Origin of the sequence: Mesorhizobium sp. M7A.F.Ca.ET.027.02.1.1, assembly GCF_004022985.1 — a bacterium.
In the GTDB taxonomy this organism is placed as follows: domain Bacteria; phylum Pseudomonadota; class Alphaproteobacteria; order Rhizobiales; family Rhizobiaceae; genus Mesorhizobium.
Genome location: NZ_RZOL01000015.1, coordinates 22,363 through 36,896, shown reverse-complemented (window position 1 = coordinate 36,896; position 14,534 = coordinate 22,363). Strand labels below are relative to the sequence as shown.

17 protein-coding genes are annotated in these 14,534 nt (G+C 62.4%); 13 read left to right on the top strand and 4 right to left on the bottom strand.

Features of this window, described 5'->3' with window-relative positions:
- Positions 1-94 precede the first annotated feature (94 nt).
- Both EN749_RS03615 and EN749_RS03610 read left to right on the top strand, forming a co-directional pair.
- Positions 95-298, top strand: a complete 204-nt coding sequence (locus EN749_RS03615; RefSeq protein ID WP_023810998.1) for a NepR family anti-sigma factor — start codon at positions 95-97, stop codon at positions 296-298.
- Positions 299-301: 3 nt separating this feature from the next.
- Positions 302-853 carry an RNA polymerase sigma factor gene (locus tag EN749_RS03610; RefSeq protein ID WP_013529285.1) on the top strand — a complete coding sequence of 184 codons (552 nt, stop codon included), beginning with the start codon at positions 302-304 and terminating at the stop codon, positions 851-853.
- A 13-nt stretch (positions 854-866) separates the two neighbouring features.
- On the opposite strand, the gene EN749_RS03605 is transcribed toward EN749_RS03610, so the two are convergent.
- The gene (locus tag EN749_RS03605; protein WP_127395719.1) at positions 867-1,238 is read right to left on the bottom strand and encodes a response regulator; all 372 of its coding nucleotides are present in this window, start codon (positions 1,236-1,238) and stop codon (positions 867-869) included.
- A 147-nt stretch (positions 1,239-1,385) separates the two neighbouring features.
- On the opposite strand from EN749_RS03605, the gene EN749_RS03600 reads away from it, so the two are divergent.
- The 3 genes from EN749_RS03600 (at position 1,386) to EN749_RS03590 (ending at position 3,072) form a co-directional block, all read left to right on the top strand.
- The gene (locus EN749_RS03600) at positions 1,386-2,147 is read left to right on the top strand and encodes a Crp/Fnr family transcriptional regulator (RefSeq protein WP_127269632.1); all 762 of its coding nucleotides are present in this window, start codon (positions 1,386-1,388) and stop codon (positions 2,145-2,147) included.
- A gap of 128 nt (positions 2,148-2,275) precedes the next feature.
- Entirely contained in the window at positions 2,276-2,602 is a 327-nt protein-coding gene (locus EN749_RS03595) for a DUF883 family protein (RefSeq protein WP_128362579.1), read from the top strand.
- An 11-nt stretch (positions 2,603-2,613) separates the two neighbouring features.
- The gene (locus EN749_RS03590; RefSeq protein ID WP_127395721.1) at positions 2,614-3,072 is read left to right on the top strand and encodes a hypothetical protein; all 459 of its coding nucleotides are present in this window, start codon (positions 2,614-2,616) and stop codon (positions 3,070-3,072) included.
- 15 nt (positions 3,073-3,087) lie between these two features.
- On the opposite strand, the gene EN749_RS03585 is transcribed toward EN749_RS03590, so the two are convergent.
- Positions 3,088-4,620, bottom strand: a complete 1,533-nt coding sequence (locus EN749_RS03585; protein ID WP_128362578.1) for an HWE histidine kinase domain-containing protein — start codon at positions 4,618-4,620, stop codon at positions 3,088-3,090.
- A 149-nt stretch (positions 4,621-4,769) separates the two neighbouring features.
- Between EN749_RS03585 and EN749_RS03580 the strand changes: the two genes are divergently transcribed.
- A complete protein-coding gene (locus EN749_RS03580) occupies positions 4,770-4,970 on the top strand; it encodes a hypothetical protein (RefSeq protein ID WP_127269171.1) in 201 nt (66 codons plus the stop codon).
- Between the two features lie 29 nt (positions 4,971-4,999).
- On the opposite strand, the gene EN749_RS03575 is transcribed toward EN749_RS03580, so the two are convergent.
- A complete protein-coding gene (locus EN749_RS03575; RefSeq protein ID WP_128362577.1) occupies positions 5,000-5,920 on the bottom strand; it encodes a diacylglycerol kinase family protein in 921 nt (306 codons plus the stop codon).
- 254 nt (positions 5,921-6,174) lie between these two features.
- On the opposite strand from EN749_RS03575, the gene EN749_RS03570 reads away from it, so the two are divergent.
- On the top strand, positions 6,175-7,512 hold the full coding sequence (locus tag EN749_RS03570) for a PRC-barrel domain-containing protein (protein ID WP_127269169.1): 1,338 nt from the start codon (positions 6,175-6,177) through the stop codon (positions 7,510-7,512).
- A 48-nt stretch (positions 7,513-7,560) separates the two neighbouring features.
- Here the strand turns inward: EN749_RS03570 and EN749_RS03565 are convergent, their stop codons facing one another.
- On the bottom strand, positions 7,561-9,129 hold the full coding sequence (locus EN749_RS03565; protein ID WP_128362576.1) for an alkaline phosphatase family protein: 1,569 nt from the start codon (positions 9,127-9,129) through the stop codon (positions 7,561-7,563).
- A gap of 226 nt (positions 9,130-9,355) precedes the next feature.
- On the opposite strand from EN749_RS03565, the gene EN749_RS03560 reads away from it, so the two are divergent.
- The 6 genes from EN749_RS03560 to EN749_RS03535 all read left to right on the top strand — a co-directional run bounded on the left by EN749_RS03560 (position 9,356) and on the right by EN749_RS03535 (position 14,443).
- On the top strand, positions 9,356-10,288 hold the full coding sequence (locus EN749_RS03560; protein WP_127397680.1) for a VOC family protein: 933 nt from the start codon (positions 9,356-9,358) through the stop codon (positions 10,286-10,288).
- Between the two features lie 4 nt (positions 10,289-10,292).
- On the top strand, positions 10,293-10,913 hold the full coding sequence (locus tag EN749_RS03555; RefSeq protein ID WP_127330369.1) for an alpha/beta hydrolase: 621 nt from the start codon (positions 10,293-10,295) through the stop codon (positions 10,911-10,913).
- A gap of 2 nt (positions 10,914-10,915) precedes the next feature.
- Complete coding sequence (locus EN749_RS03550; protein WP_127397679.1) at positions 10,916-11,215, top strand: GNAT family N-acetyltransferase; 300 nt, start codon at positions 10,916-10,918, stop codon at positions 11,213-11,215.
- Positions 11,216-11,359: 144 nt separating this feature from the next.
- The gene (locus EN749_RS03545; RefSeq protein WP_127268955.1) at positions 11,360-12,418 is read left to right on the top strand and encodes a dipeptidase; all 1,059 of its coding nucleotides are present in this window, start codon (positions 11,360-11,362) and stop codon (positions 12,416-12,418) included.
- A 98-nt stretch (positions 12,419-12,516) separates the two neighbouring features.
- The gene (locus EN749_RS03540) at positions 12,517-13,827 is read left to right on the top strand and encodes a flavin monoamine oxidase family protein (RefSeq protein WP_127809096.1); all 1,311 of its coding nucleotides are present in this window, start codon (positions 12,517-12,519) and stop codon (positions 13,825-13,827) included.
- Between the two features lie 205 nt (positions 13,828-14,032).
- Positions 14,033-14,443, top strand: a complete 411-nt coding sequence (locus EN749_RS03535; protein ID WP_128362575.1) for a hypothetical protein — start codon at positions 14,033-14,035, stop codon at positions 14,441-14,443.
- Positions 14,444-14,534 lie beyond the last annotated feature (91 nt).

The following is a 14,534-nucleotide window of genomic DNA, read 5'->3' as shown; positions in this document are numbered from 1 at the left end:
GTTTGGGGTCGGGATGGGCAACCAGACGACGGCGCCGCTTGCGTTGTGTTGAGTATGATAAGAGCGGTTTGAGCGCTGGGAATACAAGGGCAAAATGAAGGATATGACGAAAGATATTCTGGCTGGCGCCGAAAGCAGGCGCCGGAACGGTTCTGGTGACGCTCTTGGGCCGAACTCCGAAATCGGACGCAAACTCAAACAATATTACGACGCGCTGGTCTCCGACGATGTGCCGGATCGCTTTTCCCAGTTGCTTAGCCAGCTGGAACAGGCTGAACCCGCACAGAAGAAGGACTGAGGCATGGCCGCGGTCTCACAAGGCTTCAAGACTGATCTGCTTGGGGCAATCCCAAGTCTGCGCGCGTTCGCCGTGTCGCTGACGCAAAATGCCGATAAAGCCGACGACCTCGTCCAGGAAACCCTCGTCAAGGCTTGGGACAAGCATGAGAGCTTCCAGCCCGGCACCAATCTCAAGGCGTGGCTTTTCACCATCCTGCGCAACGAGTTCTATTCTCAGATGCGCAAGCGCGGGCGCGAAGTGCAGGACAGCGACGGTATCATGACGGCCAGGCTTGCCGTTCATCCGGCGCAGCACGGCCAGCTCGACCTGAAGGATTTTCGCGGCGCCCTGGAGCAATTGCCGGAGGACCAACGCGAAGCCATCATCCTCATCGGCGCATCTGGTTTCTCCTACGAGGAGGCCGCCGAGATCTGCGGTTGCGCGGTGGGAACGATCAAGAGCCGCGTCAGCCGAGCCCGTACGCGCCTGCAGGAGATCCTGAAAATATCAGGCGAGGACGAGTATGGTCCGGACGCAATTTCGGCCCAGGTAACGAGCTCGCCGGCGAGCTGACCGCGATCGTGTCTCAAGCGCGTCCGCAGGCCGCGGCGACCGCTTGCACGAGGTCTTCACCCGAATAGGGTTTGCCAACCACCCTGACGCCCGGAAACGATGCCTTGATTTCATCGACATCCGAATAGCCCGACGCAAACACGAAAGGTATGCCTGCCGCGCGCAGCCCGGAGGCGAAATCGATGGTTGAGGCGCCGCCCAGCATCAAGTCGACAATGGCTGCATCGAATCGCGTGGCGACCTCGCGGCCATCGACCTCGGTCAGGTCACGGGCGATCACCACCTCATCGGCGCCATGGTCGCGGCAAAGCTGCTCGACGTCCATGGCGATCAGAAATTCGTCCTCCAGGACCAGAATCCGCAATCCGTCGAGCAATGTGGGCACAGGCAAAGACTCCTTGAAACGCCGGAGTCATGATCGCTAATTCGCTTGCTGTCATTTAAAAAAGACATGTGGCAAGCGGGCGGAACCTCAATCCTTGCAACGCGTTGAAACGCGCTCTCCAAGAGCGGCTTTCGAAGGGGGGTCGAAATGTCGGTTCAGAACAATAGCGCTTTCTCCAGCCGCCAATATCCTTGCGAGAACTGCCCATTGCGGCCGTTGCCGATTTTTCGCGATTTCGAAAAACAGGAACTGGCCTTCATCAGCAAATTCAAGAAGGGCGAACTCGCAGTCGAAAAGGGTGGCACGGTGCTGGTGGAGGGAAGCCATAGCGCCCATCTCTACACGGTGCTCTCCGGCTGGGCGTTTCGCTACAAGCTGTTGCTGGACGGCCGCCGCCAGATTCTCAACTATCTCATGCCCGGTGATCTGATTGGCCTGCAAGGCAGTGTGATGGGCGAGATGCAGCATTCCGTGGAGGCACTGTCGCCGATGCTGCTGTGTGTTTTCGAGCGCGAATATCTGCATGAGCTGTACCGCAATCATCCCGGGCTGGCCTATGACATCACCTGGATCGCATCGCGTGAAGAGCGGATGCTGGACGAGAATCTGCTCAGCCTCGGGCGCCGCAGTGCGATCGAGCGCGCTGCCTATCTCATCGCCTTCATCGGCAGCCGCGCCAAGGTTGTCGGACTGAATGGCAACCAATCCGTCCAGATACCGATCACGCAACAGCACATCGCCGATACGCTTGGCCTGTCGCTGGTTCACACCAACAAGACGATCCGCAAGCTGATGGATCGCAAGCTGATCGTCTGGCGCGACGGCGGCTGCGTGGTTTCCGACAATGAAGGGCTCAAGCGGCTCGCCGGCTGGGAAGGGCTGGGTGAAGCGCGCCGGCCATTAATCTGAGGAAGCGTGTTTTGCCGGAGCCGGCGGACGGGGTGCGCGCCGATGCGTTTTCGGCTACTTTGTCCCCGATGCCGGAACCTTGAGACGCGCAGCGCGTTTGAAACCAAGCAATCACAAGGAGTTAAGCTATGGCCACTGCCGCAGGAAAGACCGCAAACGAAGCCCGTGCAAATGCGGACCTGGAAGCCGACATCAGGCAGTTGAAGGCCGACATCGACAAGCTCACCAAACAACTGGCCAAGACCGGCGAGCATGGCTATGGCACCGCGCGCCGCGCAGCCACGGAAGGGGTCGAGCAGTTGCGTGCGCAGGGCGAAGCAGCCTTTGACAGCCTGCGCAGCAATGCCAAGGACATCGAAGCGCAGATGATGGCAAGCGTGCGTGAAAAGCCGGTGACGTCACTGGCGATCGCCGCCGGCGTAGGCTTCCTTTTCGCGCTCATCGCGCGTCGCTAGTCGCGCTCCGGATGGGAATGTTGGCAACCCTGATCTCGGGCCTCGCCTCGGGGGAAACCGTGGCCGCCATACACCGGGCGCGCACGGCGGCAATCGTCTATGTGATCGCCCTGGCCGCCGCACTTTGCGGTCTCGGCTTTCTTGTCGGGGCCGCCTATATCTGGACGGCGCTGCGCTATGGGCCGCTTGCCGCGGCACTGGGGTTTGGCGTCGGTTTCCTGGTGCTTGCCGGACTTATCCTGCTGATCTACCGGATCTCCGCAGGCTCACGCGCCCGGCGCCGGGCGCAGCGCCGCAATGCCGACATGAAGGCGATCGGCATCACCGCCGCACTCGCCGTGCTGCCGAGCCTGCTCAAGGGAAAAGGCGGTCTCGGCGTCATTCTTGGGCCGGCCGTGGCGCTCGCGGCCTACGCCATCTACCGCGAGAATGTGAAATCCGACGATCTGGATGAGAGCGAGCGGAGATAGAGCTGTTGGGAGAGGTCACTTTGACAACTCTTCCAGCGGCATCGAGATTTCGGCAAACACGCCCTCCGGCCGGAATTCATGGGTCACTTCGCTGGAAATGACCTTGGCCAGGCTGCGGCGAATGAGGATCGAGCCGAAGCCGTGCCGATCCGGCGGAGCGACTTGCGGGCCGCCGCTTTCGCGCCAGGTCAGCACAAGACGCCGGGCATCCCTCCTGCCTTGCGTCCTCCAGCCGAGGTCGACCCTGCCTGACGGCACCGACAGCGACCCATATTTCAGCGCGTTGCTGGCGAGTTCATGCAGGATCAGGCCAAGCCCGACGGCCTGGTCGGGCGACAGCAGCAGGTCGTCGCCGGAGATCGTCATGCGCGGCTGCTCGGCCGTTTCGAAAGGTTTGACCTCGATCTGGACGAGTTCACTGATGCCGATGCCACGCCACTCGCGGTCCGACAACAGATTGTGGGCGATGCCCAAGGCCTGAAGCCTGGCGCCGAAGGCCTCAAGGAACTGGCTTGGCTGGCGGGCATGGCGTACGGTCTGCGTTGCCAGCGCCTGGACGGTTGCCAAAGTGTTCTTGACGCGATGGTTGAGCTCACGCAGCAGCAGCCGTTGCCGTTCGTCGCCGAGCTTGCGCTCGGAGATGTCGTAGTTGACGCCGAAGATCAAGGTCGGCTTGCCGTCGCCGTCACGCTCGATGACACGGCCGCGCGTGGCGAGCCAGCGCGGCGGATGAAAGCCCTTCACCCGGTATTCGCCGAAATAGTCGTCGCTGCCGGTCAGGGCGTCGCGAAAGCGGGTTTCGGTCTGGTAGACGTCACGCGGATCGATGGCGGTGAGGATGTCACGTGCGCGCAGCCGGTTGGAGCGCGGCAGGCTGAACAGCTCCGACATCAATGTGTCGCATTCGATGATATCGGTGCGGATATCCCATGCCCAACTGGCGAGCGACGCCGCATCGAGTGCGATGGCGCGTCGTTTTTCCTCGCGAACCAGTGCGGCCTCGGCGATCGCGCCGCTGCGGGTTGCGTCCTTGAGGGTGAACAGGCTGGCAGCGAGGCCGGCGAGCGACTTCAGCTGGTCGAGCTCGGCGTGGGATGGAAAACCATGCGGCGAGCGGTCGAGCACGCACAGCGTGCCGATGCGGGCACCTGCCACAACCATCGGCGCGCCGGCATAGAAGCGGACATGGTGCTTTCCGGTGACCAGCGGGTTGGTCTTGAAACGGGGATCCGTCGTTGCATCCACCACCACCATCGGTTCGTCGCCGGCGGCAATCGCATGGGCGCAGAAGGAGACGTCGGTCGCGGTTTCGGCCTCGTCCAGGCCGAAGCAGGATTTGAACCACTGCCGTTCGAGGTCGACGAGCGAGACCAGGGCCATCGGCACCTGCATCACCGCCGCGGCAAGGCTGCTGACGCGGTCGAAATCGGGATCGGCCGCCGTATCCAGCATCTCCAACCCGTGCAGCACGGCGAGCCGGTCAACATCCTTGACTGCGCGCGCAACTTCGGCCGGCAGCTCGGGCACTGTTTGCGTCTTGCCAGTCACCCCACTTGCCTCGTCCCGGTCTTCGCCGCCGCCTGCTTGCGCTGGTGCAAGGCCAGCGCGCTTTTCCGGAACCATCCTAGCGAGGAACCGTTACCCGACCATGATTTGCCGAGCGCGCCAGCTGGTGCAGAATGAGACAGGGATCGAGCATGGCCAAGATCATTCCAGAAAACAAGGCGCGGCAGGGGCGATGGGGCTGGCATGGATTTCGAATCCTGATCGCCGCATTGCTTCTGGTGTTTGCTGCGTGGGGCATTGCCGAGATTTATGGTGTGTTGATCAAGGCGCCAACCAGCGATGAACAGCATGTCCCCACGCCCAGCACCACCGAGCAGGCTCCTGCTGGCTAAAGCCGGTTTGTTCGTTGCAACGCATCGCATCAGGCGGCTCTCGATCGGGCCGCGCTCGCCGGCACCAGCACATTCAGCGCGCCAGGCTGGATTTCGATTACCGTTTCACGGTCAAGCCTGACCAATTCGCCGTCCATCACAGCGCGAAACTTGCGGCTGCTCGAATGGATTTTCAGCACCGTTCTGTTCGTCTGGTGGATTTCGACATGTTCGTTGTCGCGCCATTTGCCGCGCGCCACGTTGAAGAAAAACTTGACCAATTCGGCGCGCTGCTTCGCCACCGTGACATAGACACCGAGCACGCCGCCCGCCGGATTGTCGGCGTAAGGCAAATGGCCTTCGCCGAACAAATTGTTGGTGATGCCGATGCCGGTGATACGTGCCGCCATTTCGGCTTCGCCGATGCCGAGCGTCACATTCATCGCAGGTGGATTGTTGATCGTCGCCCAAGCCGCTTTGGCCGAGGCGCGGATCTTTCCCAACCGCGAACCGAACTCCATCTTCTGGCGCAGTTGCACCATCTTCGCATGCATGCCGATCGAGAACTGATGTATGAAAGGTTGGCCATTGGCGGTCGCCACGTCGACCGCGATGATTTCGCCGTCGGCGAAGGATTTCAGCGCTCCATCGAGTGACTGCGGAATGCCCAACCCCCGCGCGAACAGGTTCATGGTGCCGGCCGGCAATATGGCAAGCGCCTTCTTCGTGCCCATCAGCCGCGCGGCCGCGGCGGAAATGGTCCCATCGCCGCCACCCGCCAGCACGACGTCGACAGAGCGACGCGAAGCCGCGCTGTCGAGCGTTTCCACCACGTCCTTGCCGGCGACAATTTCGATGCTGAGCGAGTGCCCTGCCGTCTCCAGCGTCTGATGCATCCTGTCGGAGAAGGCGACGAGGTCGGTGGTGCGCAAAGTGCCGCCATCCCGGTTCAGCACCGCTGCGAATTTCATACCCCGCTCCATCATGTCAGCCAAAAAGCGGCCGGGACACGCCCAGCCGATGGCGGAAACGCGGCGGCGACGGAAAGGTTCCCTTGACACGAAGGGGCTTCTAAGCCGCTCGATCATTTCTGTGATTTCGATTTCCGGACGGCGCGGTTTTGTCGGAACAACAGACTGGTCACGACGTTGTGAACCTGTAGATGCCGCGTCCGACTTTCCGGCGAAGACGCGGCGCACGAGATCAGGCACGAGGAGAGACTATCATGATCCGCAATCTTTTAGCCACGACCGCACTCGCAACACTGATCGCGACGGGCGCATATGCGCAGAGTGCGACGACCCCGGCGCCGGCACAGAGCCCAGCCGTTCAGGAGTCAGGCGCCGCGACGGTCCGCGCAGAGGGCAGCATCGTCACCAACATCATCGGTGAATCCGTCTACAACGGCACTGGCGATGATGCCGAGAACATCGGCAATGTCAGCGACGTCGTCTTCGACAAGGATGGGCAGGCGAAATCCGTTGTCATCGACGTTGGCGGTTTTCTGGGTGTCGGTGCCAAGAGCGTCGCCTTCGAGTACGGCAAGCTGCAGTGGGCCGAAAAGAATGGTGACCGCTGGCTGGTAGCCCAGACGACCAAGGACGAGTTGACCGCTCAGGCGGAATTCGACAGCCAGCCCTACAGTCCGGCCCCCGCACCTGCGGCATCGACCGACGCGACCGCACCTACGGCACCTGCTACGACGGATACGGCACAAAAGCCGGCCGACATGAACGCCGCTCCGGCGGAACCGGTAAAGCGCGCGGACGGTAACCTTGCCACCAACATCATCGGTGAAGACGTATATAACGGAACCGGTGATGACGCGCAGAATATCGGCGATGTCAACGACATCGTGCTGACCAAGGAAGGCAAGGCCGAGTCCCTGGTCATCGGCGTGGGCGGTTTCCTTGGCCTCGGCGCCAAGAATGTCACCTATGATTTCTCTAAGGCGCAGTGGGCCGAGAAGAATGGCGACCGCTGGCTGGTGGCCCAGACCACCAAGGAAGAGCTGCAGGCGCAGCCCGATTTCGACCGCAAGGCCTATGATCCGGCGCCGGCCACGACGGCTTCCAACGAGCCTGCGGCCACCGCTCCGGCTGCTGTGCCGTCCGACACGACGGCTCCTGCTGTCGCTCCGGCAGATAAGACCGCCGAAGCTCCGGCAGCGACCACCCCTGACGCCTCGGCTCCCGACCAGACACAGACTGCCGCCATCGACAAGTCGACGTTGACCGAGATGCCGGTCGGCGAGATTCGTGCCGATGACCTGAAGGGCACGACTGTCTACGGCGCAAACGACGCCAGGGTAGGCGAAATCGGCGATGTCGTGCTTGCGCCTGACAACAAGACGGACGCGGTGATCGTCGACGTTGGCGGCTTCTTAGGCGTCGGTGAAAAGGAGGTCGCGGTTGGTATGGATAATCTCAAATTCATGACCGACAAGGACGGCAACAAGTACCTCTACACGACCTTCACCAAGGAGCAGCTCGAGGCTCAAACCGCCTATGACAAGGGCAGCTATGCTGAGCAGCGCGATCAGCAGCGCATGATCGTAAGGTAATTCTGTTCAGCCCAATGAAGCCCGCGCTGGCAACGGCGCGGGCTTTATTTATGTGTGGCCAGGTTGCAGGCCAGCGGCATGGCCGACGAGGCCGTTCTGGGTCAATTCGGCCAGTGCCAACGACTGATCGAGATGTTCGGCCCGCCAGGCGAGCAGCCGTTCGGCGAATTCCAGGCGCACGGTGAGATGGCCGGGGTCGGCCGCGAGATTGTCCAGCTCGCCCGGATCGTTTTCCAGATCAAAGAGCAGCGGCGGCAGATTGCCGCCGAAATGCACATATTTGAAATGTTCCGTGCGGATAACGGCGAGGTTGCATTGGCGTGCGGCGATGCCGAAATGGCTTTCGGCCTCGCCCGCGGCAATCGAGCGGAAGTCAAACTCCCAATGCGCGGCATCGCGCCAGGCCGCAGGGGTTTCTCCGCCCAGGAACGGCTTCAGCGAGGCGCCGTCGAGATGCGGCGCGGGCTCTTCGCCGACCAGGTCGAGAAACGTCGGCAAAATGTCGACCGCTTCGGTGAAGCTGTCGACACTGCCGCCGGTCGCCTTGCCTTGGCGCGGATCGCGAATGATCAGCGGAATGTGGTAGCTGCCGTCGAAATAGCCGCCCTTGCCCAGCATGAAATGGTCGCCCATCATCTCGGCATGGTCCGAGGTCAGAACGATGATGGTGTCGTCCCACGCGCCTGCGGCCTTAATCCCTTTCCAGACGCGGCCGAGTTGCGCATCGACCTCGGAAATCATGCCGTAATAGATCGCGCGGATGCGGCGAAAATCGTCTTCGCTCCAGTCGTGCACCTTGCCTCTGGCGTCCGGGCGGAATTTTATCTGTTTCTGCCGGCCGAGATCATAGGCAAGATAGGGATGGTTTTCCGCCTCTTCGTGCCAGCTTGCCGCGCGCCGGAAGGCCGGGCCGTCAGCCGGATCGTACATCGTGTTGTAGGGCTCCGGCACAATGAAAGGCGGGTGCGGGCTGATGAAGGAAAGATGCGCGAACCACGGCGTGGCGTCCTCCTGTTCGCCAAGCCAACGCGTGAATTCGCCGGTCAGGAAAGCCGCCGGCGTTTGTTGCCCGGAGTAGACGGGCGGCGCGTTGCTGATGGTCCCGGCCACGCCGTCGGCCAGCGGACGGTGGATGTCGGGGGACCCGGCGCTGGCGTCGACACCTTGCAGTTCCAGCCAGGATAGCCATTGCTTCTGGTGCTCGGGCAGCAACTGGCGCACCGTAAAGCCCGGCAGCACGCCTTCATAGCTTTGCAGCCGCGGATCGCCCGGCGCCAGCAGGCGCGGATCGAGCGAGACGTCGGTGTAGCCGAACAGCGTCGGATCATAGCCCAGGGCGCGAGCCGAGAGCGCGATGTTGCCGTGGCGAGCGTCGAGCGGCGTGCCGTTGCGGCAGACGCGGTTGTTCATCTGGTAGAGGCCGGTGTAGAGGCAGGCGCGAGCGGGCGAACAGGGCGCCGCGCCGCCATAGTGCCGCTTGAACAGCACACCCTCCGCGGCCAAAGCGTCGGCATTCGGCGTCTGCACGACCGGATGGCCGGCTGCGGACAGACAATCGCCACGCCACTGATCGCATGTGATCAGGAGAATGTTGGGCCGCCTGGCTTTTCCAGTCACTCACAATACCTTTGTCGCGGGATGTCGAACGCCTTTCATGGAACCGAATTCCGGCCACGGCGCAAGCCCGACTCTGCGGGCCAATTGGTGAACGAACCTTGTTCCATCGTTCACTTTTACGACACAGTCCATTCTGTGTTTGCCGCCTTTGCCTAAACTGCTCTGGTCCTCATATTGGCGTGGACAGCGGCGAGGGCCGCACATGCACCAAGGAAGGAGCAAGACAATGCTCGACCAGATCAAGGGCCTGCATCACGTCACGTCGATGGCCAGGGATGCCCGCCAGAACAACGAATTCTTCACCAGGAAACTCGGCCAGCGCCGGGTCAAGAAGACCGTCAATTTCGACGCGCCCGACGTCTACCACCTCTATTACGGTGACGAGACCGGCACGCCGGGTTCGGTGATGACCTATTTCCCTTTCCCCGATATAGGCAAGGGCCGGCATGGGGTCGGGGAAGTCGGAACCACCGTCTACTCGGTGCCGGAAGGCACGCTTGGCTATTGGGAAAGCCGTTTTGCCGATGAGGGCGTCACTGGCCTCTCGCGCGAAGAGACCTTCGGCGAGAAGCGCCTGGCTTTTGCCGGACCGGATGGTGACGGCTTCGCGCTGGTCGAGGGCAAGGGTGACGGCAGAGCGCCCTGGGCGAAAGGCGGTGTTCCGGTCGACCAGGCGATCCGCGGTTTCCATTCGGTATCGCTCAGGCTGAAGGATGGCGGCGCCACTGAGGAGCTGCTGAAGTTCATGGGCTATGAGGAAGTCGACAAGTCCGGCAATCTCAAGCGGCTGGCGGTGAAGAACGGCAATGGCGCCGATGTCATCGACATCGAATCGCTGCCGAGCACGGCCTTCGCCGATCTCGGCGCCGGCTCTGTCCATCACGTCGCCTTCGCGGTCGAGAACCGCGCCAGGCAGCTTGAGGTGCGCAAGGCGTTGATGGACACCGGCTATGGGGTGACGCCAGTAATCGATCGCGACTACTTCTGGGCGATCTATTTCCGCACACCGGGTGGCGTGCTGTTCGAAGTCGCCACCAACGAGCCGGGTTTCGATCGCGACGAGGATACCGCTCATCTGGGCGAGGCGCTGAAGCTGCCGTCGCAGCACCAGCACCTGCGGCCGTATCTGGAACAGCATCTGCAGAGACTGGAAGGCTGAGGTCATGAGCAAGGACGCTTACATCCACAAGCTGCTGCCCGGTTCGCCGGGCGGTCCGCTGCTGTTCGTCTTCCATGGCACTGGAGGCGATGAGAACCAGCTTCTGTCGCTGGGGCGCGATCTCGCGCCCCAGGCAACCATCATCTCGCCGCGCGGCGATGTGTCCGAACAAGGTGCCGCGCGCTTCTTTCGCCGCACCGGCGAGGGCGTCTACGACATGGAGGATCTGGCACGGGCGACGATCAGGATGGCGGGCTTCGTCAAAGCCCATGTCGAAGCAGCGAAGCCATCGGCCGTGCTGGGTCTCGGCTATTCCAACGGCGCGAATGTCCTGGCCTCGGTGGTGTTCGCGGTTCCAGCGCTGTTCGGCGCGTCGGTGTTGATGCATCCGCTGATCCCGTTCGAGCCGCAGGTGAAGGGCAGTCTCGCCGGCCGCCATATTCTGATGACCGCCGGCAAGCGCGACCCGATCTGCCCGCCGAACCTGACCACGCGGCTCGAGGCATATTTGCGTGCCGACGGCGCCGATGTCACAGTGGAATGGCACGATGGCGGGCACGAGGTGCGGCCAAACGAGATCGAGGCGGCACGGCGGTTCTTTGCCGATGCTGCCCAAGGAGCATAGCGATGCCTGACCAACTGCCTGAGATCGAACTTGAGGATCGCGGTTCCAAGGGCCGCTATGTCCTGCGTGGACCCGATGGCGCCGAGGCCGAGATGACCTTCACCAAGATCGGTGAGCACCAGATCATCATCGACCACACCGAGGTGCCGGACGTCTTTCGCGGCCAGGGTGCCGGGCTTCGCCTCGTCACCCGCGCCGTCGAGGATGCGCGTGCGGCGGGTAAGAAGATCATCCCGCTCTGCCCGTTCGCCAACGCCCAGTTTCGCCGCCATCTGGAATGGGCCGACGTGCTGAAGCAATAGGGGTTTCGTCGCTTGGAAACGGTGCGGAAAGCGGCTGCGATCCCCACGGGGATGACTTTGGCATTTGTGCGGGTAGCGCATCCTGCCTAAGTCGATATGATATATCTCAGCCCCTTGCCGACAAACGAACCGAATGATCCCCCTATGACCGAAACCGATCTCGTTCCCGTCTTCGACGGCCACAACGATACGTTGCTCAGACTCTACCAGTCGAAAGACACGGATGTCGAAAAGCTGTTCATAGAGGGGAAATCGGGCGGCCATATCGACCTGCCGCGTGCCAAAGCCGGCGGCTTCGCCGGCGGCATGTTCGCCATCTTTCCGCCGCCTGTCGAGAAATCCAGGCGCGGCGCCGTGCCCCTGGCGCCGAGTGCCGCCGAGCCGCTGCCGCCCGAGGTTCCGCGCAATGAGGCGCTGACCTCGACCATCGCGATGGCCTCGATCCTGTTCAGGCTGGAACGGGCCGGAGCGCTCACCGTCTGCCGCAGCGCCGGCGATGTGCGCGGTGCCATGGCGCAAGGCTCGATCGCCGCGGTGTTCCACATCGAAGGGGTCGAGGCGATCGATCCCGAGCTCACCATGCTCGACGTGCTGCATGAAGCCGGCCTGCGCTCGCTCGGCATCGTCTGGAGCCGGCCGAACGCCTTCGGCCACGGCGTGCCGTTCCGCTTCCCGTCCTCGCCCGACACCGGCCCCGGCCTCACCGATGCCGGCAAGGCGCTGGTCAAGGCCTGCAACCAGCTGAAGATCATGATCGACCTCTCGCATCTCAACGAGAAGGGCTTTCGCGATGTCGCGGCGCTCAGCGATGCGCCGCTGGTCGCGACCCATTCCAACGTGCACGCGATATGCGGCCATTCGCGCAACTTGACCGACTGGCAGCTCGGCGCGATTCGCGAAACCGGCGGCATGGTCGGGCTGAACTTCGCAACCGGCTTCCTGCGCGAGGATGGTCGCATGAATGCCGACACAAGCCTCGACATCATGGTGCGGCATATCGATTCGCTGCTGCAGGCGCTGGGTGAGGACGGCGTTGGTCTTGGCTCCGATTTCGACGGCGCCATGATCCCGGCCGTCATCGGGGATGTCGCCGGCCTGCCGAAGCTGATCGATGCATTGGCGGCACGCGGTTTCGGCCGCGCACTGATCGAAAAAATCGCCTATCGCAACTGGCTCAATATGCTCGAGAAAACGATAGGTTAGAGACAGCCTGCGGCATGGCGTGTGCGGCCCGCCGGCATATGTCGACAAGGACATACTTCGTCGGTGGAAGCCGGATGCGATTGGGTGGATAGCCGGCAATGCTGAAGACCTTCACGGATGAGGGCGGCGAATTCGAGCGAACCGATGTCGTCATCGTCGGTGCGGGTTTCACAGGCCTGTCGGCGGCGCTCGAGATGAAGAAGGCCGACATCGATTTCATTCTGCTCGAAGCACGCGACCGGGTCGGCGGACGCGTCGAGTCCCGACTGAACGGACTTGGCGAACGGATCGATAGTGGCGGCCAGTTCCTGTGCGAGGACATGCCGGAATTGATGGCGCTGATCGAGGCGCGCGGCAAGACGCTGGTTGAAACCTATGTCGATGGCGATTTCATCACCCAGCCGACGATGTCCGTACAACGAGCAGAGCGGATCTATGACGCGGCAATGGCAATCCGCGAGCGCATGAACGGGATCGATCCGGACGACGTCTCGATTGCCGGACTGACCGTTGCCGACTGGCTTGCCCGCCAGCGCGATTCGGCCGACGCCAGGGCCGTCTTCCGTTCGATGATCGAAGGTCTCTGGTGCATGGCGCTGGACCAGATTCCTCTCTGGTATCTGATCGACAATGACCGACGCGTCACCAACGAGGTGCCGGAGCTGCAATATTTCGTGCGCGAAACCATGCATTCACTGGCCGACGATCTGGCCCGCGACCTTGGCGATCGGTTGCGGCTGAGCGAGCCGGTCACGCGCATCGAGCACAGTTCACAAGGTGTTCTTGTCGTTTCGGCCGGGGGTGCCATCGAGGCGCGCGCGGTCCTGGTTGCCGTCCCGCCGGCGACGGTTACGGAGCTCGCCTTTGCTCCCGCCTTGCCAGCCCGACTGGGGCGGGCGCTCGGCGCCTGGAAAAGCGGCGCGGCTATCAAGATCCTGGTGCGCTATGCCAAACCGTTTTGGCGCGGGCGGGATTTGAACGGCATGGTGATGTGGCTCGATCCGCCGGGGCTGTTTGCCTGCGACGCCGGCAAGGATGCGGAGCATGCCGCGCTCGTCGTGTTCGTCGGCGGGTCGCTCGCGCTGCGCTGGCGCGACCTCGGCGAGCCGGAACTGCGTGCGGAGGTGACCGGCCGGTTGGAGGCAGCCCTTGGCCGGAGTGCCGGTGATGTCATCGATTTCAGTTTGCGTGACTGGGTAGGAGATCGCTGGAGCGGCGGCGCGTACAGCGATCTTGTTGTCGACGTGACAGCAAGAGATGCCGAGCGGACGATCCTTGCCGGCGCACCGCCGGTGTATCTCGCCTGTTCAGAACTCTCGCCGTCGTTTCCGGGGTATGTCGAGGGCGCCATCATTGCCGGGCGTATCGCCGCGCACAAGATCATTGCCGAGCTTCAAGCTTCGGTCTGAGCCTGGTCTTTTCGAAAAACTGTTTGGCAAGATCGGGTCATGTTGCGCCTCAAGCCCGAGCGCCGTCGAAGCTATGCCCGATTTTGCCCGACTTCGCCCGAATGCTGTTTCGAATTGGTTACAGTGCCAGTCCTTCGCCACCCCATCGTCGTTACAAAGTGCGGATAAGTTCATTTCCAAAAGAAACTCAGCGAAGGGGAAGGCAATGCATGCGAAAATCCAGACGATCCGCGGCGAGAGCCGCCTTCAGGCTCCAGAGCGCAATGACCGCCGTCCGAAACTGGCGCTGCGCCAGCGGGCCAGCGACCACCCCATGGCGATGTTCATGGTGCTGGCTGCTTGCGCCTTCGTCGGCATGGCGTTCACGCCGACAATCGGGCCGGCCTTCGCTTCGTTGAATCCGCCGTCCAATCTCATCGACGGCGCGCAGACGACGACCAGGACCGCGCGTCTGCCGGTACCGGTGACCGACTTCGCCTGCAAGGGCCAGACCTGGGGTGCCGAGAGTATCGACTGCCTGCGCGCAATCGTCGAACAGTCCGGAACACACAAGAGCCGCGCCATCCGCATGATCGCCACTGCCGCACCGTTGGCCGACACGCCGAATATTTTCTGATTTTGTCGAAGCCTGATCCGAAACCGTTCCCGTTTTGGGATCATGCTCTGGACTCCCCGAGCGCTCCCTCCAGCGCGCTCTTCTTCGGCCC